Source organism: Salinarimonas sp. (assembly GCF_040111675.1).
Lineage (GTDB): Bacteria > Pseudomonadota > Alphaproteobacteria > Rhizobiales > Beijerinckiaceae > Salinarimonas.
The window spans coordinates 3884846-3909149 of record NZ_CP157794.1; the positions used below are offsets into that span (position 1 = coordinate 3884846).

General features: G+C 71.5%; 28 protein-coding genes. 13 read left to right on the forward strand and 15 right to left on the reverse strand.

Annotated features, from left to right (window positions below; all coding sequences use genetic code 11):
- Window positions 1-3: 3 nt before the first annotated feature.
- The 7 genes from ABL310_RS18040 to ABL310_RS18070 all read right to left on the reverse strand — a co-directional run bounded on the left by ABL310_RS18040 (window position 4) and on the right by ABL310_RS18070 (window position 5212).
- Window positions 4-222, reverse strand: coding sequence for a formate dehydrogenase (locus ABL310_RS18040; RefSeq protein ID WP_349368384.1), 219 nt, complete (start codon window positions 220-222; stop codon window positions 4-6).
- 105 nt (window positions 223-327) lie between these two features.
- On the reverse strand, window positions 328-1113 hold the full coding sequence (locus ABL310_RS18045; protein WP_349368385.1) for a Cro/CI family transcriptional regulator: 786 nt from the start codon (window positions 1111-1113) through the stop codon (window positions 328-330).
- A gap of 99 nt (window positions 1114-1212) precedes the next feature.
- Window positions 1213-1959 carry a DUF3306 domain-containing protein gene (locus ABL310_RS18050; protein ID WP_349368386.1) on the reverse strand — a complete coding sequence of 249 codons (747 nt, stop codon included), beginning with the start codon at window positions 1957-1959 and terminating at the stop codon, window positions 1213-1215.
- The gene (locus tag ABL310_RS18055) at window positions 1956-2486 is read right to left on the reverse strand and encodes a DUF3305 domain-containing protein (protein WP_349368387.1); all 531 of its coding nucleotides are present in this window, start codon (window positions 2484-2486) and stop codon (window positions 1956-1958) included. Before ABL310_RS18055 ends, ABL310_RS18050 begins: the two co-directional genes overlap by 4 nt.
- 430 nt (window positions 2487-2916) lie before the next feature.
- Complete coding sequence (locus ABL310_RS18060) at window positions 2917-3915, reverse strand: DUF6352 family protein (protein ID WP_349368388.1); 999 nt, start codon at window positions 3913-3915, stop codon at window positions 2917-2919.
- Window positions 3912-4475 carry a DUF6505 family protein gene (locus tag ABL310_RS18065; protein WP_349368389.1) on the reverse strand — a complete coding sequence of 188 codons (564 nt, stop codon included), beginning with the start codon at window positions 4473-4475 and terminating at the stop codon, window positions 3912-3914. The genes ABL310_RS18060 and ABL310_RS18065 overlap by 4 nt, the downstream gene beginning before the upstream one ends.
- Window positions 4472-5212, reverse strand: coding sequence for a biotin/lipoate--protein ligase family protein (locus ABL310_RS18070; protein WP_349368390.1), 741 nt, complete (start codon window positions 5210-5212; stop codon window positions 4472-4474). The genes ABL310_RS18065 and ABL310_RS18070 overlap by 4 nt, the downstream gene beginning before the upstream one ends.
- 107 nt (window positions 5213-5319) lie before the next feature.
- Between ABL310_RS18070 and ABL310_RS18075 the strand changes: the two genes are divergently transcribed.
- Window positions 5320-7350: a 4Fe-4S binding protein gene (locus ABL310_RS18075; protein ID WP_349368391.1), complete on the forward strand. Its 2031-nt coding sequence runs from the start codon at window positions 5320-5322 to the stop codon at window positions 7348-7350.
- 174 nt (window positions 7351-7524) lie between these two features.
- Here the strand turns inward: ABL310_RS18075 and ABL310_RS18080 are convergent, their stop codons facing one another.
- Together ABL310_RS18080 and ABL310_RS18085 are read right to left on the reverse strand one after the other, a co-directional pair.
- Window positions 7525-8049 carry a YceD family protein gene (locus ABL310_RS18080; RefSeq protein WP_349368392.1) on the reverse strand — a complete coding sequence of 175 codons (525 nt, stop codon included), beginning with the start codon at window positions 8047-8049 and terminating at the stop codon, window positions 7525-7527.
- A gap of 17 nt (window positions 8050-8066) precedes the next feature.
- Complete coding sequence (locus tag ABL310_RS18085) at window positions 8067-8639, reverse strand: ubiquinol-cytochrome C chaperone family protein (RefSeq protein WP_349368393.1); 573 nt, start codon at window positions 8637-8639, stop codon at window positions 8067-8069.
- A 110-nt stretch (window positions 8640-8749) separates the two neighbouring features.
- Here ABL310_RS18085 and ABL310_RS18090 point away from each other — a divergent pair, with 110 nt between their 5' ends.
- Window positions 8750-9253 carry an outer membrane protein assembly factor BamE gene (locus tag ABL310_RS18090; RefSeq protein WP_349368394.1) on the forward strand — a complete coding sequence of 168 codons (504 nt, stop codon included), beginning with the start codon at window positions 8750-8752 and terminating at the stop codon, window positions 9251-9253.
- Window positions 9254-9556: 303 nt separating this feature from the next.
- Here the strand turns inward: ABL310_RS18090 and hemN are convergent, their stop codons facing one another.
- Window positions 9557-10945, reverse strand: a complete 1389-nt coding sequence (gene hemN, locus ABL310_RS18095; RefSeq protein ID WP_349368395.1) for an oxygen-independent coproporphyrinogen III oxidase — start codon at window positions 10943-10945, stop codon at window positions 9557-9559.
- Window positions 10946-11261: 316 nt separating this feature from the next.
- Between hemN and ABL310_RS18100 the strand changes: the two genes are divergently transcribed.
- On the forward strand, window positions 11262-12470 hold the full coding sequence (locus tag ABL310_RS18100; protein WP_349367334.1) for an IS256 family transposase: 1209 nt from the start codon (window positions 11262-11264) through the stop codon (window positions 12468-12470).
- Between the two features lie 188 nt (window positions 12471-12658).
- Here the strand turns inward: ABL310_RS18100 and ABL310_RS18105 are convergent, their stop codons facing one another.
- Window positions 12659-13102 (reverse strand): hypothetical protein, encoded by a 444-nt coding sequence (locus ABL310_RS18105; RefSeq protein WP_349368396.1) that lies wholly within the window; start codon window positions 13100-13102, stop codon window positions 12659-12661.
- A gap of 98 nt (window positions 13103-13200) precedes the next feature.
- Here ABL310_RS18105 and ABL310_RS18110 point away from each other — a divergent pair, with 98 nt between their 5' ends.
- Window positions 13201-13464 (forward strand): helix-turn-helix transcriptional regulator, encoded by a 264-nt coding sequence (locus ABL310_RS18110; protein WP_349368397.1) that lies wholly within the window; start codon window positions 13201-13203, stop codon window positions 13462-13464.
- A gap of 81 nt (window positions 13465-13545) precedes the next feature.
- Here the strand turns inward: ABL310_RS18110 and ABL310_RS18115 are convergent, their stop codons facing one another.
- Window positions 13546-13881, reverse strand: coding sequence for a 4-fold beta flower protein (locus ABL310_RS18115; RefSeq protein WP_349368398.1), 336 nt, complete (start codon window positions 13879-13881; stop codon window positions 13546-13548).
- A gap of 881 nt (window positions 13882-14762) precedes the next feature.
- Here ABL310_RS18115 and ABL310_RS18120 point away from each other — a divergent pair.
- From ABL310_RS18120 to ABL310_RS18140, 5 genes are all read left to right on the forward strand, one after another.
- Window positions 14763-15011 (forward strand): hypothetical protein, encoded by a 249-nt coding sequence (locus ABL310_RS18120; protein ID WP_349368399.1) that lies wholly within the window; start codon window positions 14763-14765, stop codon window positions 15009-15011.
- 72 nt (window positions 15012-15083) lie between these two features.
- Window positions 15084-16481, forward strand: coding sequence for a M20/M25/M40 family metallo-hydrolase (locus tag ABL310_RS18125; protein ID WP_349368400.1), 1398 nt, complete (start codon window positions 15084-15086; stop codon window positions 16479-16481).
- A 78-nt stretch (window positions 16482-16559) separates the two neighbouring features.
- Window positions 16560-17912, forward strand: a complete 1353-nt coding sequence (locus ABL310_RS18130; protein WP_349368401.1) for a DUF2254 domain-containing protein — start codon at window positions 16560-16562, stop codon at window positions 17910-17912.
- 88 nt (window positions 17913-18000) lie between these two features.
- Window positions 18001-18774: a tellurite resistance TerB family protein gene (locus ABL310_RS18135; protein WP_349368402.1), complete on the forward strand. Its 774-nt coding sequence runs from the start codon at window positions 18001-18003 to the stop codon at window positions 18772-18774.
- Between the two features lie 7 nt (window positions 18775-18781).
- Window positions 18782-19351, forward strand: a complete 570-nt coding sequence (locus ABL310_RS18140) for an NUDIX hydrolase (protein ID WP_349368403.1) — start codon at window positions 18782-18784, stop codon at window positions 19349-19351.
- A gap of 7 nt (window positions 19352-19358) precedes the next feature.
- Here the strand turns inward: ABL310_RS18140 and ABL310_RS18145 are convergent, their stop codons facing one another.
- On the reverse strand, window positions 19359-19604 hold the full coding sequence (locus ABL310_RS18145; protein ID WP_349368404.1) for a DUF2798 domain-containing protein: 246 nt from the start codon (window positions 19602-19604) through the stop codon (window positions 19359-19361).
- A gap of 196 nt (window positions 19605-19800) precedes the next feature.
- Between ABL310_RS18145 and ABL310_RS18150 the strand changes: the two genes are divergently transcribed.
- From ABL310_RS18150 to ABL310_RS18160, 3 genes are read left to right on the forward strand one after another with little or no spacing between them, the layout of a single operon-like run.
- Window positions 19801-20088 (forward strand): hypothetical protein, encoded by a 288-nt coding sequence (locus tag ABL310_RS18150; RefSeq protein WP_349368405.1) that lies wholly within the window; start codon window positions 19801-19803, stop codon window positions 20086-20088.
- Window positions 20085-20768 (forward strand): thiamine phosphate synthase, encoded by a 684-nt coding sequence (locus tag ABL310_RS18155; RefSeq protein ID WP_349368406.1) that lies wholly within the window; start codon window positions 20085-20087, stop codon window positions 20766-20768. The genes ABL310_RS18150 and ABL310_RS18155 overlap by 4 nt, the downstream gene beginning before the upstream one ends.
- Window positions 20765-21823, forward strand: coding sequence for a tetratricopeptide repeat protein (locus ABL310_RS18160; RefSeq protein ID WP_349368407.1), 1059 nt, complete (start codon window positions 20765-20767; stop codon window positions 21821-21823). The genes ABL310_RS18155 and ABL310_RS18160 overlap by 4 nt, the downstream gene beginning before the upstream one ends.
- A gap of 2 nt (window positions 21824-21825) precedes the next feature.
- On the opposite strand, the gene ABL310_RS18165 is transcribed toward ABL310_RS18160, so the two are convergent.
- Together ABL310_RS18165 and ABL310_RS18170 are read right to left on the reverse strand one after the other, a co-directional pair.
- A complete protein-coding gene (locus ABL310_RS18165) occupies window positions 21826-22128 on the reverse strand; it encodes a HigA family addiction module antitoxin (protein WP_349368408.1) in 303 nt (100 codons plus the stop codon).
- An 85-nt stretch (window positions 22129-22213) separates the two neighbouring features.
- A complete protein-coding gene (locus ABL310_RS18170) occupies window positions 22214-23446 on the reverse strand; it encodes an argininosuccinate synthase (RefSeq protein WP_349368409.1) in 1233 nt (410 codons plus the stop codon).
- A gap of 183 nt (window positions 23447-23629) precedes the next feature.
- Between ABL310_RS18170 and ABL310_RS18175 the strand changes: the two genes are divergently transcribed.
- Window positions 23630-24241 (forward strand): 2-hydroxychromene-2-carboxylate isomerase, encoded by a 612-nt coding sequence (locus tag ABL310_RS18175; protein ID WP_349368410.1) that lies wholly within the window; start codon window positions 23630-23632, stop codon window positions 24239-24241.
- Window positions 24242-24304: the final 63 nt, after the last annotated feature.

The window sequence follows — 24304 nt, forward strand, 5'->3', positions numbered from 1 at the left end:
TCCTCAGTAACGGTTGGTGCGATAGAAGGCCTGGACGTGCGCCGTTTCCTGGTAGCGCGCCTTCACCTTCTCGTCGGCGCTCTCCGCCGCCTGCGCCTCGCCGGCGGCGAGCGGCGTGACGACGACGGCCGCCGCGAGGCTGCCGGCTCCGCCGACGGCCCGCAGGAAGCCACGCCGATCGAGCGCCTCGCGGGCGCTCTCGTCATGTTGCGTCTTGCGCATTCCCGGTCCTCCACGTCGGGCCCGTCGGGGGGCGGACCCGTTCCCTCGGGCGGCGCGGACCGCCCCTCGCTACAGCCGGCGCGCCCGCGCACGCGCCCGTTCAGCTCACTCCCCGATCTCGAAGGCTTCCGCCTCGATCTCCAGGAAGGTGCGGCCCACTGCGCCGACGGCCTTGTAGAGCCGCGACGAGGGAGCGATCTCCAGATCCGCGAAGAAGCGCGGCGCCCAAGGCCTCAGGTGCCGCTCGAAGAAGCCGCGCTCGGCGCTCGGCTCCGCGTCGAAGCGGCGGCCGGCGAGGCCCGCCATGACGTCGCACAGGATCGCGACGTGATCCTCCGGGTCCTTGAGGCCGTCCTCGCGCTCGAGGCCGAGCGACTTCAGGTCGGCGCGCACCGACGCGAGCGGGCGCTCGTGCAGGAAGCCCGTGAGATAGAACGAGGCGTAGGGCAAAAGCTCGCCGCGCCCCAGCCCGATGAAGAGGTCGAAGAACTCGCGGCTCGCCGCCTCGGGCGTGATCCGCGCCGCCGCATCGGCGAGCTGGAGATGCGCCATGCCGAGCGGGGTCGAATCGCCCTTGAGGCCGCGCAGGGCGTCCAGCGTCTCGGCGGTGGGCGCCCGGCCGAGGAGATGGGCGAGGAGGTCGTATTCGCGGGCGCGCAGGAGGTCGATCTCGTCGATGTCCTGCACCTGATCGCCGCCTTCGCCGTCGGGGTAGAGATCGGGCCGCAGCCGGGTCCGCGGAACGCCGGTGGCGGTCTCCACCGCGAGGACGCGCTCGGCCGGAATCCGGCTCCAGTTGGACACGGACGGCTGGGAGATGCCCAGCGTGCGCGCCAACGCGCCGACGCCACCCGCGGCGCGGATCGCCAGATCGAGCCCTTCGTCCCGCATGCGCTTCCTCGTTGCAGCCGCCTTCTGTCGGGGCGACCTCTTTCGAACGGTTCCATAGTACCCGACTATGGCCACACGACAAGCCAGATGCGAACCGTTTTAGACGGGAGTCGCGCCGCCGTGACGGCGGGGTCGTGGGCGGAAAACACGTGGTTCAGCGGTGTTTTCGGGCGTCGGCTGCGGCGAGGGCGCCGCCTCGGAGGCCTCCGCTTCGCCGGCAAAACCATGCGCCGCCGAGCTTTCCCTCACGTCATATCGAGCGCTGCCGACAGTCCGTTGCATAGGACCCTCGTCCTCGGCCGGGTCGGCGGCCGCTACGGCGGGGTTCCCCTCCCCTCCCTGCGGCGGATCGCCGCGGGCCTCTTGCGCATCCGCGGTGCGCTCATCGGGGTCTTCGACTTTGGTCTGATGCCGGGCGAAGATCCGGTCCGCCAGGGCCTTGGCGTCGAAGTTCGGGCCGAGGGGCCCGTCGCCCGGCACGCCGCCGGGGACGTTCCAGTCGTAGGCGTATTCGCGGGCGGGATCGAGATAGTCGCGGATCGCCGGGCTCGTCGCCCAGACCCGGCGGAGCGCGGCGTTCTTCAGCGCGGCCGGCACGCCCTCGCGCAGGTAGCCGCTGATGTCGGTGGTCTCGTCGATCGTCTCGATCGGCGGCAGGGCGGCGAGCTCCTCCTCGCTGAGGGTCTGCGCCGATTCGGCGACGGGCGCGGGCTCGGCGGCCGGCTCGGCCTCGGGCGTCGGCTGGGGGACGGCGTTCTCGTCCGGCTCCTCGGCCGCACGGACCTCCTCCCGGACCTCCTCGCGCTTGCGCCGCGACCAGCGCGACAGGAACCCCTCGCCGCTCACGGCTCGTTCTCCCGGTCCGGGTCCCCGCGCCCGTCCTCGTCGAGGCCGAGCACCCGCGGCGGGCGGCGCGCGAGCGCGTTCGGGTCCGCCGGCTTGCGCTTGCGCTTGAAGAATTCCCGCTCGACGTGGAACTCGGCGACGAAGGCGGCGAGGAGCGCCTCCACCTCCGGGGGCATCGGCAGCGCCTCGAGCAGGAGCGCCTCGTCGCCGGCGAGCGCCTCGCCCTCGTAGGGGTCGACGCTCACCGAGGCGACCTCGACCCGCTCGTCACGCTTGCGCAGCGCCACCCACACGGAGGGCCGGCCGGAGCCGAGATTGTCGCGGTAATGCGCCGTTTCGCCCGGATGCAGGTCGAGCGTCGCGGGACCGACGTACCAGGTCTCCTCCGGCCCCTCCGCGGCGATGCGCGTCCAGGCCGGCGTCTCCGGCGCCGACGGCAGCACGGCGGAGGGCGCCCACGAGACCGGCGCCCAGCGGTTCTGCGTCTCGCGCCGGCGCGCGACGATGCCGAGGGTGACGTGGGTCATGGGGCGATCCTCCGGACAATGCGCAAGCGTATAGCCGCGGCTCTCCTTCCCTGTAGGGGAAGGTGGCTCGGCGAAGCCGAGACGGATGGGGCGCGGAGCGAAGCGACGCGTTCCGCGAAGCGGAAACGGGGACGGGGACGGGCGCATCCTCTCCGGCACGCCCACCGCCGCCCGCTTCGGCTGCGCCGAACACGCCTTCGGCGTGCCCCATCCGTCTCGCCGCTGCGCGGCGATCCACCTTCCCCTACAGGGAAGGACATCGTGGCTCGCGACCATCCGAAGGAGCCCCGCGGTCTCGGAAGACGTATGAGTCGGCTAGCCGCGAGGGAGAGGGCAGTTCGGTCGCGGCCGTCACCGCCGTTGGCGCAACCGACGAGCGAGCCTGTCGCGGGTGCGTTCGCCCCCTCCTGATCGACGACCGCGACCCGCATCACCCCCTCCCCACCAGCGGCAGCCCGGTCACCAGGTTCTGCGGCTTCGTCCGCACCACCTTGTCCGGGTTCATGGCGAGGATCAGGTAGACCGGTGCGCCCTTGACGCGGGGCTCCACCGGCGCGTCCTTGCCGAAGTCGAGGCGCAGCAGGCAGAGCACGCGGGCCTGGTCGTCGTAGCCCACCGGCTCGCCACGCCAGAGGCGGTTGCCGATCGCGGTCGCCTCGGCGTCGAGGCCGACGAACCAGCGCCAGGACGGGTCCTCGATGCGCTCGAGCGGCGTCACCGTGCAAGAGACGCCGTGCATGTGGGCGACGAAGGCCTCGATCGCCCGGGCGAGGCCCTCGCGCGCCTTCGGCGCGGAGCCGAGCGGCAGCGCCATCGTGTGGGCGTCCGAGCGGCTCCAGTAGGTCCAGGAATTGCCGTCGTCGAGGACGTCGAGCTCGTCCGTGATCGACTTGCCCAGCATGGAGACGAGGGGCGAGACCGGTCCCTTGCCTTCGAACTCCTCGATCAGCTCGAGATCGGCGAGCAGCGTCGATCCCTCGTAGGTCGAGACCTTCTGAGGGCGGAAGAACAGCTCGGCGGCGCGCAGGGTGTAGGGGTCCTCGCAGCCGTCCAGCGCGTTGCGCAGGATCAGGTGCACCATCTGCGAGAGGAAGAGCGGCGGCACGACGGCGCCGTCGCGCACGATGCCGGCATAGGCGGCCTCCACCGTACCCGCGGCGAGGAGCCGGTCGCGGAAGGAGACGAAGAACGCCCAGTTCTCCCGCGCGTCCGGATCCGCCAAGGCGGCGATTTCGCGCTCCGAGACCGTGCGGCGCGGTGCGCGCATCAAGGCGGCGTAGAGCCGCCGCTCGGCGTCGCAGGCCTCCTCCGGGGGAAGGATCTCGGGGCGGGCGAGATAGGCCAGCAGCAACTCGTCCGTCACCGCGAGCGCGCCCTCCGGCGTGCGGCGGGTGAGGTGGTGGCCGCTCGAGACCCAGAACTCCCTCATGTCCCCTCACCCTTCATCATGTCGACGAGATCCACCCGCTCCTCCAGCTCGTCCTCACCCTCGCTCTCGACGACGAGGAACGCCTTGGCGTGGCTGTGCAGCCGGTCGGCGCCCGGCGCGCCGGCCTCGCGGTGGCGGAGCGTGCGGAACTGCTCGACCAGCCGGCCCTCGCGGATCGTGCGGTGGAGCGCGATCAGCGTGCCCTCCGCGTGCTCCTCGCAGAGCGAGGCGGCGTAGGCCACCTCCTCCGCCGCCGCGGCGCGGGCGTGGTCCATCGTCGGCGCCGAGAAGCGCACGGCGATCTGCCGGGCGAGCGCCTCGACGGCCGCGTCGCGCTCCTCCGGCGTCGCGGGCGTGACCACGACGAGCGTCGAGAAGCCGAGCGCCTCGACGTCGGCGAAGCCGGCGCGGAAGGCGGCGCGCTCCTTGCCGGTCATGGCGTCGGGGTCGGCGTCGAGGAACAGGAACGAGCCCGTCACGGCCCAGCGCCCCGGCTCCGCGGGATTGGCGAAGACGAAGGTATCGGACGGGTCGAGCCGGATGGTGCGCGGCAGCTTCACAGGCGCGGGCCCTTTCGCGTCGGGTCGTACCAGGCGCGCGCGGCGAGGCCGGGCAGGAGCGGCGTGCGCTCCGCGCCGGTGACGCCGTGGCGGTGGACGAGGAGATCGCCGTTGCCGTCGATGCCGCGCCGCTCGCCCGCCTTCCCGCGCTCGAGCCGCGCGAGATAGGGATCGGCGACCTTTCGGAAGCCGCGATTCGCCCAGGCGTCGACGTGGAGCATGAGATGGCGCGCGAAGCTCTCCATCAGCGCCTGCGGCTCGGCGAAGCCCTCCTCCTCGAGCGAGGTGGAGTCGGGCTTCAGGCCGCCCTCGTCGACCATCAGCCGCGCGGCGATGAGCTGCGCGCCGAAGACGAGCCAGCCCGGCTCGGAATCCTCCGGGCAATCCTCCGGCCAGCCGAGCCGCCCGCCGCCGATCAGCGCGCCGTCGTAGAGGATCGTGTCCGGCCAGCGGAAGACCACCGCCTTCTCCGGCGGGCAATGCGCCGCGATCGCGTCGGCGAGCGCCGCCATGCCGGCGAAGAAGGCGCGCCGCGCCGAGACGAGCGGCTCCTCGGGCTCGAGCACGACGGCGAATTCCACGAGATCGTAGCGCCCGACATGGACGAAGGTCCCCGCCCCCGCCTCCGGCGCGATGCGGCAGGCATGGGCGAAGGCGTCGCCCGATTCGCGCAGGCGCACGGCGGTGAAGAGAGGCGGCAGGTCCAGCGGGGCGGCGGCTGCGGCGAGTGTCGGCACGCGGCGTTTCCTCTCAGGGGGGCGGCTGTTCAACGCCCTTCTTTGGGTCTATTCCAATATAAACCGATTTACGGCAAGAGCGTCTCCGCTTCGAGGTTTCCCGGGTCATGTCCGCGTCCGACCGCATCGTCTTCGCCTGCTCCTGCGAGCGCACCATGACGCTCGACCCCGATGCCCTCGCCAAAGGCTGCGGCGGGCGGCTGGAGACGGCGAACCAGCTCTGCCGGGCCGAGATCGGCCGGCTCGAAGCGGCCTTCGCCGCCGGCGCGGCCGTGACGATCGGCTGCACCCAGGAAGAGGACGCCTTCGCCGATGCCGCCGAGGCCGCCGGCGCGAGCGCGCCCTACGCGCTCGCCAACGTGCGCGAGACCGGCGGCTGGTCGAGCGAGGGCGCGGCCGCCGGCCCGAAGATGGCGGCGCTCCTCGCCATGGCGGGCACGCCCGTGACCGACGCCGCCATCGTCACGCTGGAGAGCGAGGGCGTCGCCCTGGTGCTCGGCCGCGACGAGGCGGCGATCGAGGCGGCGCGGCGCCTCGCCGACCATCTCGACGTCACCGTGCTCTTGGAGCGGCCGGGCGACATCGCCCCGCCGCGCAAGGCGGAGTTCCCCGTGCTGAAGGGACGGGTGCGCACCGCCACGGGGCATCTCGGCGCCTTCGAGCTCTCCATCGACGACTACGCCGCCCCCTCCCCCGCCTCGCGGGCGAGGCTTCTCTTCGGCCCCGCCCGCGACGGCGCGACCTCCGCCTGCGACGTCATCGTCGACCTCAGGGGCGACCAGCCGCTGTTTCCCGCGCACGACCTGCGCCCGGGTTACCTTCGCGCCGACCCGCGCGACCCCGTCGCCGTCGAGCGCGCGCTCTTCGATGCGGCGAACCTCGTCGGCACCTTCGACAAGCCGCGCTTCGTGAACTTCGACGCCGGGCTGTGCGCCCATTCGCGCTCGAAGATCGTCGGCTGCACGCGCTGCCTCGACCTGTGCCCGACGGGCGCCATCGCGCCGGCGGGCGACCACGTCGCCATCGACCCCGCGATCTGCGCCGGCTGCGGCCAGTGCGCCGCCGCCTGCCCCACCGGCGCGGCGTCCTACGCGCTGCCCGCCGCCGGCGATCTCGTGGCGCGCCTGCGCGTCGCGACGCGCGCCTATCGCGCGGCAGGCGGCGCGGACGCGGTGATCCTGTTCCACGACGTCGAGCACGGCGAGCCTCTGATCGACGCGCTCGCGCGCTTCGGCGACGGGCTGCCGGCGACGGTGATTCCCGTCGCGGTCAACGAGATCACCCAGGTCGGGCCGGAGACCCTCGCCGCGCTCTTCGCCTACGGCGCGGCGGGCGCGCTCTTCCTCGCCCGCGCGAAGCCGAAGCACCCGCTCGACGGCCTCGCCCGAACCGTCGAGACCGTGAACACGATCCTGACCGCGCTCGGCTTCGGCGAGGCGCCCGTCGGCGTCGTCGAGACCGACGATCCGGACGCGCTCGGGGCGGCCGCGCGCGCCGCGGCGCGCGCCCGCGCGGGATCGGGCGCGGCGGTCCCGGCGACGTTCCTCGCCCAGCCGAAGAAGCGCCAGCTGCTCGAGATCGCCTTCCGCGAGCTCCACCGCGTCGCCCCCGCCCCCGTCCCGGTCGTGCCGCTCGCGGCGGGCGCGCCCTTCGGCGGCATCGTCGTCGACGTCGAGGGCTGCACCCTGTGCCTCTCCTGTGTCTCCGCCTGCCCGGCGGACGCGCTCTCGGACAATCCCGAACGGCCGATGCTGCGCTTCACCGAGAGCCTGTGCGTGCAATGCGGCCTGTGCGCCGCGACCTGCCCGGAGGGCGTCATCACGCTGGAGCCCCGCCTCGACTTCGCCGCTTGGGACGCGCCCAGGCGCGTGATCAAGGAGGAGGAGCCGTTCTGCTGCATCGAGTGCGGCAAGGCCTTCGGCACCAAGGCCACGATCGAGCGGGTGATGGACAAGCTCGGCGGCCGCCACTGGATGTTCTCGGGCGAGGCCGGCGAGGAGCGCCTGCGCGTCCTGCAGATGTGCGAGGATTGCCGCGTCCAGGCGGTGGTGAACGAGAGCTTCGATCCGCACGAGGCGCCGCGGCCGAAGCCGCGCACGAGCGAGGACTATATCCGCGAGCGCGGAAAGCTCTCCTGATCCTCTCGGGAACGCTCGGGTTCGGCTGGCGGTTGGGGCGTCAGTCGTAACGGAGCGTTCCCATGAACTCGATCATCTATATCGTCGGCCTCGTCGTGATCGTCATCGCGATCCTGTCGCTGGTCGGCTTCCTGTGAGGCGCGGGAGGGCGGGGGTCGCCCCCCGCCCTCAGCCTCAGCCTCCGCCCTTGGGACCTTTCAACGCCTTGAGCTTGTCGAAGGGCGAGCCCTCCTCGCCGTCCTCGACGACGGGCGTGAACTCGGCGCCGGGCTTCTTCGGATAGGGGTCGAGGCCGAGCGCCAGGAACTCGGCGGTGAGCGCGCCGAGATCGATGCGGTTGTTGACGATCTCGTCGGGCGGATCGAGCTTGCGCAGCTCCGCCTCCTCCTCGTCCGCGGGCTCGGTCGCGGGCGCGTAGTCCACGTCGACCTCCTCCTCCACCTCGGCCTCGAAGGGCTCGAGCGTCACGACGCAGGTCTGCGTCACGCGGCCCTTCACCCTGCCGACCACGCTCGCGCCCCGCGTATCGCCGGTGACGCGATACTCGCCGACGAGCGTGTGGATGGCGGGCAGCTTGAAGGCCTGCGCGAGCGCGCGGCGCTCCTCCTCCGTGGCTTCGACGCGGACATTCTCGCCCCGGCCCGGAAGCTTGTCGACCGGAACGAGGCGCGAGAGGGGAAGCGTGTCGTCGTCGTGCATGGTCGGGCTCTCCTCTCTCAACGCGACGGATCGGGCGCGGTCTCGCCCGAGGGGGCCTCGCCGGGCTCGGCGTCGAGCGCCGGGAAGACCGGGCCGGAGGCGAGGATGCCGTCGAGATCCTGCCCCTTCAGCGCGTCCTCGGCCTCGAGCGCGTAAGCGGCGAGGCGGTGCGCGGGTTCCTCGCCGCCGGTGACGTTGCGGGCGAGCACGGCGGCGAGCGCGTCCGCATCGCGCGCGTCGAGGGCCGCGTCGTAGGCGTGGGCGCGGCCGTAGAAGGCCTCCGCCAGCGTCTTCATCTTCTTGGGCACCGAGAGGTCGCCCACGCCCATCTCGCGGAGAGACTGGTCGAGCGAGCGGAAGAAGGCGTCGGCGAGATCCTGGCTCACGTCGGAGGCCGGCGCCGGCAGCGTGCGCAGGCGCCGGAAGACGAGCACCACGTGCAGCGCGAGGCACTCGAAGCGTCCCTCGACGGTGTCGGGGACGCCGGCGTCGAGATAGAGCCCCGGCTGGCGCGCGGCCTGGGCGACGCGCGTGTAGAGGCTCTCGATCAGCTCGCGGCGCGGGTCGCGCCTGAAGAAACGTAGGATCATCGGCCTCGCCCGGGTTGTCCCGCCTTGTCAAAGGGTCTAGGTCGGGGTTAAGCCATTCAGCCGGCGCGGCGCAAGCTCCCTCCTGCCGCAGCCCATCCGGACACGTCCCCATGCGTCTCGCGAAAGCCTCCCCGATCTCGCAGCCCACCCGCCGCGGCGTCCTGCGGCTCGCCGCGCTCGCGGGCGTCGCGGCCCTCGCGGCCGGCTGCACCACGTCGCTCGCGCCGATCACCGAGGAGTTCCAGCGCGGCTACATCCTCGACCAGGCGGCGCTCGACCAGGTGACGCCCGGCATGGGCGCGCAGGAGGTGCTGGAGCTGATGGGCACGCCCTCCACCGTCTCCACGGTGGGGAACCAGTCCTGGTACTACATCAGCCAGACGACCCGCCGCCGCGGCGCCTTCAACCGTCAGGACGTCGTCGACCAGACGGTGGCGGCCATCTACTTCACGCCCCAGCTGCGGGTGGAGCGCAAGGCGCTCTACGGCCTCGAGGACGGCGTGATCTTCGACTTCATCTCCCGCGAGACGCCGACGGGCGGCGCCGAGCAGAGCTTCGTGCGCCAGCTCTTCCGCGGCGTGACGAGCTGGAACCCGATCGCGCCCGGGCAGTGAGCAGACGTCGGGGCGACATATTCGCTCCTTCCCTGTAGGGGAAGGTGTCGCCGCGCGAAGCGCGGTGACGGATGGGGCGCGCGGCACGCGCGTTCGGCGAAGCCGAAGTGGACCGGCGAGCAGGTCGCTACGGTTCGGGGTTCCGCTTCGCGGAACGCGTCGCTACGCGCCGCGCCCCATCCGTCTCGGCTTCGCCGAGCCACCTTCCCCTACAGGGAAGGAAAGCGCTCAGCCGCTGTCCCGCAGGTTACAAGCCGTTGCAGACCCGAACGGGGGGGAACCCAACGACGCCGGCCCCCTCCCTCACACGGCCCGCGAATGCCGGCTCGCCTGCGGCGCCCAATGGGCGTCGAGGCGCGCCGCGACGTTGCGGACGTGGAAGCGGGCGTGGGGCGGCACCGTGACGCGCCGGCCCGCGCGGGCGCACAGCCCGTCGGCGACGAGCGGGTCGAGCCGCTCCAGCTCCGCGTCGAAGAACGCCTCGTCGACGCCGTGCGCCGCGGCGAGCGCGCCGCAATCGACGTCGAAGCGGCTCATCAGGGCGTAGATCGCCGCCCGGCGCAGCGCGTCCTCGGGCGTGACGGGCACGCCGCGCACGACGGGGATGCGGCCGTCGTCGACGGCCTGGGCCCACTTGCCGAGATGCGGCTCGTTCTGGGCGTAGCCCATGGGCAGCGCGCCGATGGCGGAGGCGCCGAAGCCGATCAGCGTCTCGGCCGTGTCGGTCGTATAGCCCTGGAAATTGCGCTTGAGCGTGCCCTCGCGCGCGGCGATCGCGAGCGGGTCGTCGGGCCGCGCGTAATGGTCGAAGCCGACCTCGACGAAGCCCGCCTCGGCGAACGCCTCGGCCGCGGCCGCGGCCTGTGCCAGACGCTCGGCGGCGCCGGGGAGGAGCGCCGCGTCGATCGCCGCCTGGTGCTTGGCGAACCACGGCACGTGCGCGTAGCCGAACACGGCCGCGCGATCGGGCGCCATGGCGAGCACCGCGGCGACGCTGGCGCGCACATGGGCCACGGTCTGCTTCGGCAGGCCGTACATCAGGTCGACGTTGATGCGGTGGATGCCGTTCGCGCGCAGGAGCGCCACCGCGGCGGCGACCTGCTCGGTGGGCTGCACCCGGTGGACGAGGCGCTGCACCTCGGGGTCGACGTCCTGCACGCCGAGCGAGACGCGGTTCACGCCCGCCCCGGCGAGCGCGGAGGCCATCTCCTCGGTGAGCGTGCGCGGATCGATCTCCACCGCGATCTCCGCGTCCGGCGCGAAGGGGAAGCTCGCCTCGAGCCGCTCGATCACCGACACGAAATCCGCCGGGGCGAGGATGGTGGGCGTGCCGCCGCCGAAATGCAGGTGCGCCACCGGCCCCTTGCGCGGCATCGCCGCGGCGACCCGCTCCGCCTCCTGCTCCAGCCGGCGCGCGTAGCGCGCGATGCGGGCGTCGTCGTTCAGCACCGAGGTGTGGCAGCCGCAATACCAGCACAGCACCCGGCAATAGGGCACGTGCACATAGAGCGACAGCGGCGTCTCCCCGTCGAGCTCGGCCAGCCAGCGCCGGTAGAGCGCCTCGTCGACGAACGGCCCGAACTGCGCCGCCGTCGGATAGCTCGTGTAGCGCGGCACCGTCTCCAGCGCATAGGCGGCGGGTATGGCGGCGGGGGTGAGGGCGGGTGCCCGGGAGGGGGAGATCGTGCGCATGAGGGAAGTGAAGCGCGGCGGGCGGGGGGTGTCGTTGATCTGGCGCAAGGGGGGCGTGCGGGGGGGCGATGACGGCGTCGCCACCCGTGTCATCCCCGGCCGGAGCCGGCGAAGCCGGCGCAGGGGAAGGGGACCCAGCGCGACTCGCCGCGCCGGAAGCCGCTCATCGCGGCCGCGACCAGCCGCCTGGTCGGCGGCATGCAGCGCGCCTTCGGCGGGTCGCGTACTGTGTCTTCTGCAAAAATCCGATGCTAAGATCGGCGGTCATGGCACGCTGGTGATGTCTGAAGTCACCGACCCCTGGAGGGTGCATGCCATGACCGGAGAGAAGGGTAAGTCCGTCACGTTGGATGTCCAGGCGCTGCTGTCGCGGGACGAGGATTATCTGCCGCGGATGGTTCAAGCGATCGTGGAGGCGACGCTGGAGGCGGAGATGACGGCGGTGCTGAACGCGGAGAAGAGCGAGCGGACGGAGGGGCGCCGGGGCTACCGTGCGGGCTACTACACGCGCTCGCTGGTGACGCGGGTCGGGACGCTGGAGCTGCGGGTGCCGCAGGATCGGCACGGGCTGTTCTCGACGCAGCTGTTCGAGCGCTACCAGCGCTCGGAGAAGGCGCTGGTGGGCGCGCTGGCGCAGATGTACGTGCAGGGGGTCTCGACGCGCAAGGTCAAGGCGATCACCGAGGAGCTGTGCGGACACTCCTTCTCGGCCTCGGCGATCAGCGCGATCAACAAGCGTATGGACGCGGAGCTGGAGGCGTTCGCGCGCCGGCCGCTGACGGAGGCCTATCCCTACCTGATCCTGGACGCGCGCTACGAGAAGGTCCGCGAGATCGGGATCCAGAGCCGGGCCGTGCTGGTCGCGATCGGGATCGACGGGGAGGGGCGGCGCAACGTGCTGGGCGTCGAGCTCGCCAACCGGGAGAGCCGCTCGAGCTGGCGGGACTTCCTGCTCGGGCTGAAGGCGCGGGGGCTGTCGGGCGTGGAGTTCGTGGTCTCGGACGATCACGAGGGGCTCAAGCGCGCGGTGACGGAGACGCTCACCGACGCGGCCTGGCAACGCTGCTACGTGCACTTCCTGCGTAACGCTCTCGACCACGTGCCGCGCAAGCACGACGACGACTGCCTGCAGGAGCTGCGCTGGTTCTACGACCGGCGCGACCTCGCCGAGGTCCGCCAGGATCTCGCCCGCTGGCTGAACAAGTGGCAGGACAAGTACCCGAAGCTGACGCAGTGGGTCGAGGACAACGTCGAGGAGACGCTGACCTTCTACCGGCTGCCGCGCCAGCACCATAAGCATCTGAAGTCCACGAACATGCTCGAGCGCTTCAACCAGGAGATCAAGCGCCGCACGACGGTGGTGCGCATCTTCCCCGACGACGCGGCCTGCCTGCGCCTCGTCCGCGCGCTGGCGGTCGAGATCCACGAAAACTGGCTGGAGGGCACGCGCTACCTCAACATGAGCCACCTGGCCGAGCACAAGAAGGAACAGATGCGGCAGCTGGACCGCGCAGAAGCCGCCTAACGGCGGCTGGGGCGGGGCGAGCGCCCTGCTATTGAGGAGCCAGCGCTCGCCCCGCCCCCGAACCCCACCGGCGCGCCAAACCGCCACGCTTTTGCAGAAAACACTGGACGTAACTCTTCGGCGCACATCCTGCGCTGGGCCCCCTTCCCCTGCGCGCCTGACGGCGCTCCGGCCGGGGGCGACACGGTTCACCCCGCCAGAGCCCGGTGCGGGTCCATCGCATCCGGCATCCAGTACGTCGCCACCGCCTCGGCCGCCTCCGACCGCGCGCCCCCCTCGCGCTCGACATAGGCGCGCAGCGCGAAAAGGAGCCGGGTCAGCCGCCGCAGCGCCGGGCCCTGCCGTCCCTCCTCCCCGAAGGCGACGACCTCCGCCTCGGCCAGCGCCAGCGCGATGGCGAGGAATGCGCCGTCGCGCGAGGCGGGGCGGAAGTCGCTGGCGCGCCGGGCGATGTGGCCCAGCGTCGCCGTGATCTCGGAGACGGTGCTCTCCGCCGCGATCCGCTCGCGCGGGCTCTCCCCGTGCAGTTCCCGCTCCTCCGCGACCCGCCGCCGCCGGATGAGATCGCCCGCTTCCGCGCACAAGGCCGCGAGCGGGCACGCGCCCGCGTCGCCCGGAATGCTCTCCCCCATTGGGGTTCTCCGTTGCTGGTATCCGATGATGGATTTAATATCACCCGCACGCCGGGCGTGCGTCAATATTAAAAATATCGAACGAGCAAAAATCAATCATGACGTCCGACAAGCCCGCCCGCCTCACCTCGGCCCAGGTCCGCGCCGCCCGCGCGCTGCTGCGCTGGAGCCAGAAGACGCTGGCCGAGGCCTCGAACGTCTCGGTCCCCACCATCGCCCGGCTGGAGCTCCAGGACGGCCCGCTGAGCGGGACGGAGCTGACCGCGGTGGCGCTGCGGCGGGCGCTGGAGGAGGCAGGGGTGGAGTTCATCCCGGCGAACGGGGGTGGGCCGGGGGTTCGGTTGCGCGGGGCGGAGAGCTGAACGCGTACACCCAGCCTCCGCGATGGCGGGCGCCCCAGCGTCGTGCTCGGCGGCCTGCCACTGTGCTCGGCCCGGTGTAGCTCAAAACCAAGCGCGCCCCCATTGGGACGATGGCAACGGTTTGAGCTGCGGCAGCTCGCGCAAGCCTTTCAGCGGCAGAAGTCCCCGAAGCCCCTTCAGCGGCGGCAGCGAGGTCAAGGGCATTATAGGCCCGCCAGTGGCATCCCTGGTGAAGGCAATACGCTCGCCGTACTTGTTCAGAAGCCAACCACTCTCGAACCACCCGCGGTGCTTTCCGCTGAAGTCGAAAATCTTGCCTTCATGTAAGTAGCCGACGGGATCCCCGTCCCAAGTATGGAGATGTGTGCCGTCGGGCGAGTAGACCAATGCGCGCCCGTCACGATCGAAGAAGTCCATGAACGCCTCCCGTCTCAATTTTGCGCAAGCTATCTTGTAAAACGAAAGCCCAGCGCATCAGCCTCTCCAGATCCCTCTTCTGAAGGGTAGATCATCCTTGAAAGTCTCCTGGTTTCGGCTCAATGCTTGACCAAAGCCTCTCAATCTGCCCGCACGCGGCCTTAATCCGCCTCTCGCGAGAGATCCGATCGCTTGGCAGCTCTATTCTTTCACCGGTCCGAAGATCCAAGACAAATAGCCATTTTGGTTCGATCTGGTCCGCGCGAAATCCCATTTCGAGCAGTGCCATTCTGAGCAGGACCGTCATATAGCGAGCTACCTCCCGCCTAAACTCAAGCCTTGCTGTTCGCGTCGCCTCCAACTTGCACTCGTTGGGGTTGGGGCGCTTCTGTGGCCGGAATCCTGCGGCTCCAACGAGATCATTATTTCCCGGCTGAGAGGCACCCACGAGGATGTCAGGCTGGACCGAAACGGCGACCCGGGAAATTGAGAGCGGCGCTAGCCGTCCACATTCAAACATCGGTAACTTTGACAGTCCAAATTGATTTGCACTGTTCTGAAAGAGGGTGATGGCTTCGACACAGCGGGCGGCTTCGTCACGGAGAGACGGCTTCAGTTCCTGAGACTGGCTCCGGTTTGTCAGCGCACCGATTGCATTATCGAGATGGAAAGGGGCTCGGCGCGGGTCATTGCAATACGCCCGCATCGCTCGAAGCGCATCTCCATATGGGGCCACAGCCGGCGGCCTCATGAACCTCGCGTCGTGCAGAACTTCGTCTTGTCGGTCCGGCGGCGTAATGATGAACTCCGCCAACGCCGACGCCGAGATCTGCGGCTTTTGCCTCTCGCGGATGCGAGGGTGCAGCGGAATAGGTTTAGCCATGGACACCGCCTTCTCTGCTCCTCTAGATGAACACAGAACGCTCTGGCTTACAGAGATAAGCCGGAAGACCTTCGATGAACAAGCTCTGGACGAGCTTGAAAGCGATTGCGGACTCTTCGTTGTCCTGGAGGACGCGAGCTCAGGTTCGTTCGACGTGCTTGCAAAAGTCGCGTCCTGCTCTGCCGGGCGCGCTCTGATCCAGATGCTGATTCGTGGCATGCCCGCAACACCAATTGTGTTAGTTTAGCACGGTGCAATGCCGCGGATACCCAAAAGAACGAGTCTTCCCCAGACGACACACTAGGAAAGCCTGCCCCCCATGCCCTCCCCGCACCTCCTCGAGATCCTCGCCCACATCGATTCCAACCTCGACGCCTCGCTCGAGCGCCTCTTCACCTGGCTCGCGATCCCCTCGATCTCCACCGATCCGGCCTATGCCGAGCATTGCGTCGCCGCGGCGCGGTTCATCCGGGAGGATCTGGCGAGCCTCGGTGTCGCGGCGCAGGTGCGGGACGTGCCGGGGGCGCATCCCGCCGTCGTCGGCCGCGTCGAGGGGCCGGCGGGCGCGCCGCACGCCCTGTTCTACGGGCATTACGACGTCCAGCCGGTCGACCCGGTGGAACTGTGGGAGAGCCCGCCCTTCACGCCCGTGCGCAAGCGGCTTCCCGACGGGCGCGAGGTGATCGTCGCCCGCGGCGCCTGCGACGACAAGGGCCAGGTGATGACCTTCGTCGAGGCCTGCCGAGCCTGGAAGGCCGTCACCGGCTCGCTGCCGATCGGGCTCACCTTCCTGATCGAGGGCGAGGAGGAGAACGGCTCGAAGGGCCTGCCCGCCTTCGTCGAGGCGATCCGGGACGAGCTCGCCGCCGATCTCGCGCTCGTGTGCGACACCACGCAATGGGACCCGCAGACCCCCGCCGTCACCGCCTCGCTGCGCGGCCTCGCCTACGACGAGGTGATCGTGCGCGCCGCCGACCGCGACCTGCACTCGGGCCTGTTCGGCGGGGCGGCCGCGAACCCGATCCACATCCTCGCGCGGATCGTCGGCGATCTGCACGACGCGACCGGGCGCGTGACGCTGGAGGGCTTCTACGACGGCGTGTCCGAGCCGCCGCCGGAGGTGCGCGCCCGCTGGGAGGCGCTCGGTCTCACGCCGGAGACGCTGCTCGGGCCGATCGGTCTCTCGCAGCCCGTCGGCGAGCGCGACCGGATGATCATCGAGATGATCCAGTCGCGCCCCACCTGCGACGTCAACGGCATCGTCGGCGGCTATACCGGCGAGGGCACCAAGACCGTGATCCCGGCCGAGGCCTCCGCCAAGATCTCCTTCCGGCTGGTCGGCGACCAGGATCCGGAGGCGGTCTCGGCGGCGCTCGAGCGCCATGTCGCGGCCCGGGTGCCGGCGGATTGCTCCTACGAGATCGTCCGCCACAAGGGCTCGCGCGCGATCAGCCTGTCCTACGACATGCCGGCGCTGGCCAAGGCCGAGGCGGCGCTCGCGGCGGAGTGGCCGAACGCGCCGGTGATCATCGGCTCGGGCGGCTCGATCCCCATCGTCGGCGACTTCAAGCGCACGCTCGGGCTCGATTCGCTGCTCGTGGGCTTCGGGCTCGACGACGACCGGGTGCATTCGCCCAACGAGAAGTACGACCTGACGAGCTTCCACAAGGGCATCCGCTCCTGGGCGCGGATTCTCGCCGAGCTGGCGGAGGGGTGAGGGCCTCGTCGAGGGTCGTCGCCGACGCATGAGCCCGCCCTGGCGGAACGCCCAAGCCTGCGCCGCCGTTCTCCCGGCATGCGCCGCAAGACCCTCCTGCGCCCCGTCGGCTCGCGTCTCGCGACCGTCTGGGACGCCGTGCAGAACAGCCTGTGGTTCGTCCCCGGCGCGATGGCGCTCGCCGGGGCGGCGCTGGCGCTCGTGCTCCTGCGGGTCGACCTGCCCGACGACGGGTTCTGGTCGAGCCTCGAGGCGCCGGCCCGGGACGCGCCCTCCTTCCTGGCGACGCTGCTGTCGTCCATGATCACGATGGCGACGCTCGCCATCTCCATCACCATGGTGGTGCTGACGCTCGCCGCGAACCAGCTCGGCTTCCGGCTGATCCGCAACTTCATCGGCGACCGGCGCACGCAGATCGGGCTCGGCCTGTTCCTGGCCACCATCGTCTACCTGCTCCTCGTCCTGCGCGGCCTGCCGGTGGGCGAGGAGGCGCACGCGCATCAGCCGGCGGTCGCCATCACCGTCGGCTCCCTGCTGGTGCTGGCCTCCGTGGCGATGCTCCTGTTCTATGTCCACCACCTCGCCCGCTCCATCGTGGCCGACACGCTGATCCATCGGGTCGGCGACCGGCTCGATGCGGTGGTCGACCAGTTCCTGCCGGATCTCGGCCCGCACGAGCGCCAGCACCCGCGCTCCATCGAGGAGCATGCCCGCACCGGCCCGATCCGCGGCGACGAGGGCGGCTACATCCAGGCCATCGACTACGATCTCCTGGTGTGCGCCGCCCGGGAGGCGGATTGCGTCGTCGAGCTCGCCTACCGGCCGGGCCACCACGTCCTGCCCGGCGGGGTCCACGCCTGGGTGACGCCGCCGGACGCGCGCTCGAAACGGCTCGCGAAGACCTTCGCCGAGGCGGTGGTGATCGGGCCGGAGCGCACGCCGGTGCAGGATCTCGAGTTCGCCATCCGCCAGCTGGTGGAGATCGCGCTGCGCGCCCTCTCGCCCAGCATGAACGACGCCTTCACCGCCATCGCCGCGATCAACCGGCTGGGCCTCTCCATCGCCACCATCATGCGCCGGCCCTCGGCCGAGCGCGGCTTCCCGGACGAGGACGGCGTGGTGCGGGTGATCTCCCCCATCTCCACCTTCGAGGGGCTGGTCGACATCGCCTTCCACCAGATCCGCCGCTCGGCGGCGGATTCGCCGGCGGTGATCATGCACCTGCTGGAGACGCTGGGGCAGCTCGCCGAGCTCGCCGTGGACGAGGGCCACAAGGCGGTGATCGCCGAGCACATCGATCTCGTGACGGAGTCGGGGCGGCGCGCCATCCAGGAGCCGCGCGACCGCGCCGCCATGGAGGCCCGCCGCGACGAGGCCGTCGCGGCGCTGACGGAGAACGGCCCGATCGAGCACAAGGACGGGCTGCGGTGAGATCGTGACGCCGCGGGAAGCCTTGCGGCCCCGCTTCCCCGCGCCCACATCAGCACGGAACGTCCCTCCCGCGAAGGTCCCCTCCCCGATGCTCGACGCCAAGAAGCTCCTCGACCAGGTCCTCGGCTCCGCCAAGGCGGGCGACTTTTCCGGGCTGCAGGCGCAGGCGCAGCAGATGCTCGGCGGCGGCGCGCAGCAGAAGACCGGCGGCGGGAACGGCGACCTGATGAAGGGCGCGCTCGCCGGCGGCGTGCTGGGGCTGCTTCTCGGCAACAAGAAGGCCCGCAAGTTCGCCGGCCGCACGGCGGGCACGGCGCTCAAGCTCGGCGGCGTCGCGGCGGTGGCGGGCCTCGCCTACGCCGCCTGGAAGAACCGCCAGCAGGGCGGCGACGCCGCGCCCGCGGCGCCGAGCGTGCCCGGCCCGACGCACATGATGCCCGCGCCCGAGCAGGCGCTCCTGCCCCCGCCCGCCGACAGCGCCTTCGCGCCGCGGAACGCACCGGGCGGCGAGGAGGCGCTCGCCCACGCCATCCTGGTCGCCATGATCCAGGGCGCCAAGGCCGACGGCCACATCGATGCCGACGAGCAGAAGGCGATCTTCGGCCATGTCGAGAGCCTCGATCTCGACGCCGAGGCCAAGGCCTTCGTCATGGACGAGCTCGCCGCGCCGCTCGACATCGACAAGGTGGTGCGCGCCGCCAGGACGCCGGAGATGGCGGCCGAGCTCTACGCCGCCTCGCTGCTCGCCATGGTCCCCGACCGGCCGGCGGAGCGCGCCTATCTCGACATGCTCGCCGCGCGGCTGAACCTCGATCCGGGCCTCGCCGCGGAGATCGAGCGCTCCGTCATGGCCGCGACCTGAGGCGCCCGTGCACGCGAGCCTCCTCGCCCTCGACACCATCGCCGCGCTCGAGGCCTATGCCGACACCCATCCCGCCGAGGCGGGGCGCGCACGGGCGATGATCGCCTTCGCGGGATCGGTCGCCGATCCCTTCGCCCGCACGACCCGGCCGGGCCATTTCACCGGGAGCGCGATCGTGCTCGATGCGAGCGGGCGGCGCGCGCTGCTCGTGCGCCATCGCTTCCTCGGGCGCTGGCTCCAGCCCGGCGGGCACGTCGATCCCGGCGAGCGCCCGGCCGACACGGCGCTGCGCGAGGCGCGCGAGGAGACCGGGCTCTCCTCGATCCGCCCCTGGCCGGGACGCGAGGGGGCGCTCGTCGACATCGACACCCACCCGATCCCGCCCAACCCGCGCAAGGGCGAGGGCCCGCACGTGCACCACGACCTGCGCTTCGCCTTCCTGGCCGATGCGCAGGAGACGGCTCGCGCCGCCGTGGACGAGGCCTCGGACGTGCGCTGGTTCCCGCTCGCCGAGGCCGCCGCGGAAGCGTGGCGCGCGGACATCCTGCCGAAGCTGCGCGCCCTGCCGCCGCCATGAGCCGACGTCAGCGACCGCCGGGCGCGTCCACCAGCCGCTCCACGAGGCGTCGCACGAGAGGCGCCAGGACGAACACGCCGGGGAACGCGACGGCCCAGGCCAGAAGCCAGGACGTGATCCACTTGGCGAAGAACCCGTGCGCGAGCCCGACCGCCGCGACGGTGGCGATGCCCGACACCATGAACGACATCAGGCCCGACAGGATCAGCGCGAACAGCACGGGGGCGAAACGGGGCGGGAGCTTACGCGTCACGATGTCGTCCGTTCTCCTCGATGGCGGACCGAGCTTGCGCATGCCGGAAATGAGCGGCATGAGAAGCGCAAGGGCGCCGGCCGGCCGAAGGCCGACGCGTTCCTAGCGCGCACGGCGCGCGTCGCCAAGCCGCGCCACCCGCGCCCGGCGCCGCGCCCGCCGCACGCATGATCCGCGTCCAGCGCATGAGGCCCCCGTGACGCCGACCCTCCTCTACCTGATCACGCCGCTCGTCGAGGATCCGTCCGCCTTCGCGCCGCGCCTGCGCGAGGCGGCGGAGACGGGCGCCGTCGCCGCGGTGCAGCTGCGCCTGCCCGCCCGCGACGAGCGCAGCCTGATCAACCACGTCAAGGCGCTGGCCCCCGTCGCCCAGGAGCACGGCGCGGCCGTCGTCCTCGCGCTCGGTCGCCAAGCCGCGCCACCCGCGCCCGGCGCCGCGCCCGCCGCACGCATGATCCGCGTCCAGCGCATGAGGCCCCCGTGACGCCGACCCTCCTCTACCTGATCACGCCGCTCGTCGAGGATCCGTCCGCCTTCGCGCCGCGCCTGCGCGAGGCGGCGGAGACGGGCGCCGTCGCCGCGGTGCAGCTGCGCCTGCCCGCCCGCGACGAGCGCAGCCTGATCAACCACGTCAAGGCGCTGGCCCCCGTCGCCCAGGAGCACGGCGCGGCCGTCGTCCTCGCGCTCGAGGGCGAAGGCGCGGGCGCGCTCGACATCGCCCGCATCGCAGCCCGCGGCGGCGCCGACGGCGTGCATGTCCCCGATCTCGCGACGGCCCGCAGCCTGCGCGAGCGGCTGGAGAGCGACCGCGTCGTCGGCGTCGGCGGCCTGCGCACGCGCCACGACGCCATGACCGCCGGCGAGATCGGCGTCGACTACCTCGTCTTCGGCGAGCCGCGGCCGGACGGGTCGCTGCCGGCGCTCGAGCTCACGCAGGAGCGCGCCGGCTGGTGGGCTGAGATCTTCGAGACGCCCTGCGTCGCCGTCGCGCCGCGGCTGGAGGACGTCGAGATCCTGGCCGAGACCGGCGCCGAGTTCGTCGGCCTGGGCGCGGCCGTCTTCGACCACCCGGAGGGCCCCGCCGCAGCGATCGCGGCGGCGCGCGCCGTTCTCGACCGCGTCGACGCCGAGCGCGCCCGGCGCGCGGAGGAGGAGCGCCGGTGATCCGCCTCGCGCTCCGGCCCTCGCTGCCCGCGCTGGTCGCGACCCTCGGCCTCGCCCTGGCGAGCGCCGCCGCGGCGCAGGAGCCTGCGACGGCGACGGAGACCCCCGCGACCTCCGCGCCCGCGCTCGCCGCGCCGGCGGAGACGGCGCCCGTCGAGACCGAGCGGCTCGAGGCGGCGCCGTTCGGCGCGCCCCCGCCCCTCGGCGAAGCCGCCGATCCCGACGCCGATCTCGCCTACGGCGCGTTCCAGCGCGGCTATTATCTCACCGCCTTCCACCGCGCGACGCAGCGCCTCGAGCGCGATCCCGAGGACGCCGCCGCGATGACGTTGCTCGGCGAGCTCTACGCGCAGGGCTACGGCGTCGCGCAGGATCTCGCCCGGGCCAACGACTGGTATCGGCTCGCGGCCCGCGAGGGCGACCCGAACGCGCTGTTCGCGCTCGCGATGAACGCCATCGAGGGCGTCGGCCGCGACCGCGACGTCACGGAGGGCCGCCGGCTGCTGGACGAGGCCGCCGAGGCTGGCCATCCGCGCGCCGCCTACAATCTCGCGCTCCTCCTCCTGGCCTCGGAGGACGAGGCCGACCTCGCCCGCGCCGCCGACCTGATGCGGCAGGCGGCGGAGGCGGACCTCCCCGCGGCCCAGCACGGCTACGGCGTGCTGCTGGCGGAGGGCCGCGGGGTGGAGGAAGACCGGATCGCGGCGACGGCCTGGTTCTCCCGCGCCGCCCGCAACGGCGACGTTTCCGGCATGGTCGAGTTCGCCATCGCGCTGTTCAACGGCGAGGGCATCGCCCCGAACCCGGAGGAAGCCGCCCGATGGTTCCGCGAAGCCGCGTTCCGCGGCAACGCCATCGCCCAGAACCGCCTCGCCCGCCTCCACGCCGAGGGACGCGGCGTCCCGCAGGACCCGATCGAGGCCGCGTCCTGGCACCTGATGGCCGCCTCGCAGGGACTGACGGACGCCTGGCTCGACGAGCGCCTCGACGCGTTGACGCCCGAGGAGCGCGGCCAGGCGATGGCTCTGGCGGAGGGGCGGCTTCAGGGGATGTGAGGTCAGGCCTGATCCAGCGTGGGAATGCCGCTGACGTCGACCTCGCGCTCCGCCGTCCAGAGATCGACGTTCGCCTGCATGCGCATCCACAGGCGGGGGCCGTTGCCGCAGAGCTTGCCGAGCTTCACCGCCATGGTCGGCGTCACGGGCTGCTTCTCGTCGAGGATGCGGTAGAGGCTCTCCCGCGAGACGCCGAGGAGACGCGCGATCTCCGCCTTCGGTCGCCCCAGCGCCGGAAGGACGATCTCCCGCAGGAGCGCGCCGGGGTGCGAAGGGCGGGCAGATGGGTTGCGCTTCGGTCTCATTGCGACCTCGTATCACGCCCGGCGCACGTGCGCCAGCCTCGTTGCGAACCCGCGCCGCCCCTCCCGGAGCGGCGCGCTTCTCCCCTCACATCCCCAGCTTCTTGCGCCGCTGCGCCAGCGTCCTCAGCCGCAGCGCGTTGAGCTTGATGAAGCCGGCCGCGTCGCGGTGGTCGTAGGCGACGGCGCCTTCCTCGAAGGTGACGAGGTCCTGGTCGTAGAGCGAGAACGGGCTCTCGCGGCCGATCACGTGGACGCCGCCCTTGTAGAGCTTCAGCCGCACGGTGCCGGTGACGTTTTCCTGGCTCTTGTCGATCAGCGCCTGGAGCATCTCGCGCTCGGGCGAGAACCAGAAGCCGTTGTAGATCAATTCGGCGTATTTCGGCGCGAGCTCGTCCTTGAGATGCGCCGCGCCGCGGTCGAGGGTGATCGATTCCATGGCGCGGTGGGCGGTGAGCAGGATCGTGCCGCCGGGCGTCTCGTACATGCCGCGGCTCTTCATGCCCACGAAGCGGTTCTCGACGAGGTCGAGCCGGCCGATGCCGTTGTCGCGGCCCAGATCGTTGAGGCGCGCGAGCAGGCTCGCCGGCGACAGCCTCTCGCCGTCGATGGAGACCGCGTCGCCCGCCTCGAAGCCGATCGCGATCACGGTCGGCTGGTCGGGCGCCTCCTCCGGGGAGAGCGTGCGCGAGAAGACGTAGTCCGGCACGTCCTGCGCGGGGTCCTCCAGCACCTTGCCCTCGGAGGAGGTGTGCAGGAGGTTGGCGTCCACCGAGAACGGCGCCTCGCCGCGCTTGTCCTTGGCGATGGGGATCTGGTGGGCCTCGGCGAAGGCGATCAGCTGCTCGCGCGAGCGCAGGTCCCACTCGCGCCAGGGCGCGATCACGGTGACGTCGGGCTTCAAGGCGTAATAGCCGAGCTCGAAGCGGACCTGGTCGTTGCCCTTGCCGGTGGCGCCGTGGCAGACCGCGTCCGCGCCGGTGGCCTCGGCGATCTCGATCTGGCGCTTGGCGATCAGCGGCCGGGCGATCGAGGTGCCGAGCAGATAGACGCCCTCGTAGAGCGCGTTCGCCCGGAACATCGGGAACACGTAGTCCCGCACGAATTCCTCGCGCAGGTCCTCGATGTAGATGTTCTCGTCCTTGATCCCGAGCAGCTGCGCCTTCTTGCGCGCCGGCTCCAGCTCCTCGCCCTGGCCGAGGTCGGCGGTGAAGGTCACCACCTCGCAGCCGTAGGTCGTCTGCAGCCACTTCAGGATGATGGAGGTGTCGAGCCCGCCGGAATAGGCGAGGACGACCTTGTTGACGCGCTTGTCGGTCATGGCTGGGGCTTTCGGACGGGGCCTGAGCGATGTCGGAGCGCGGGCGGACTTTTTTTCGCCGCCATCGTGCCGACGGTTGGGACGGCGCGTTTATAATCCGGTGGACGGCGCGCGCAACCGCTCGCGTCTCCGCCGCGCAGACCTCACCCTCGCTCTCGATCCCGCGCGGAGGATTCGCTCCCCATGGCCCGTCGCCCCGTCCTCGAGTTCTGGTTCGATTTCGCCTCGACCTATTCCTACCTCTCGGCCATGCGCATCGAGCCGCTCGCCGAGGCGGCCGGCGTCGACGTGCGCTATCGTCCCTTCCTGCTCGGGCCGATCTTCCAGGCGCAGGGGTGGAACACCTCGCCCTTCAACCTCTACCCGTCCAAGGGCCGCTACATGTGGCGCGACGTCGCCCGGGAGGCCGAGCGCCGCGGCCTGCCCTTCCGCAAGCCGGACCCGTTCCCCCAGAACGGCCTCGCCGCGACGCGGGTCGCCCTCCACGGCGCCGACAAGGACTGGTGCGGCGCCTTCGTGCGCGCGGTCTTCCACGCCGAGTTCGGCGAGGGCCGTTCCATCGAGGAGCCCTCCGCCGTCGCGGCGCTGGCCGGTTCCGTCGGGCTCGACCCGGATCAGACGATGAAGGCCGCCACCGCCGAGCCCAACAAGACCCGGCTTCGCGCGATCACCGAGGAGGCGCGCACCAAGGGAATCTTCGGCGCGCCGACCTTCCTGACGGAAGACGGCGAGATGTTCTGGGGCGACGACCGCCTGGAACGCGCGCTCGCCTGGGCCGGCGGCGAGGAGGGCTGATCCGATGTCATCCCGGGCCGCGAAGCGGACCCGGGAGCCATACGCGCGACGTCGGGTCGAGCG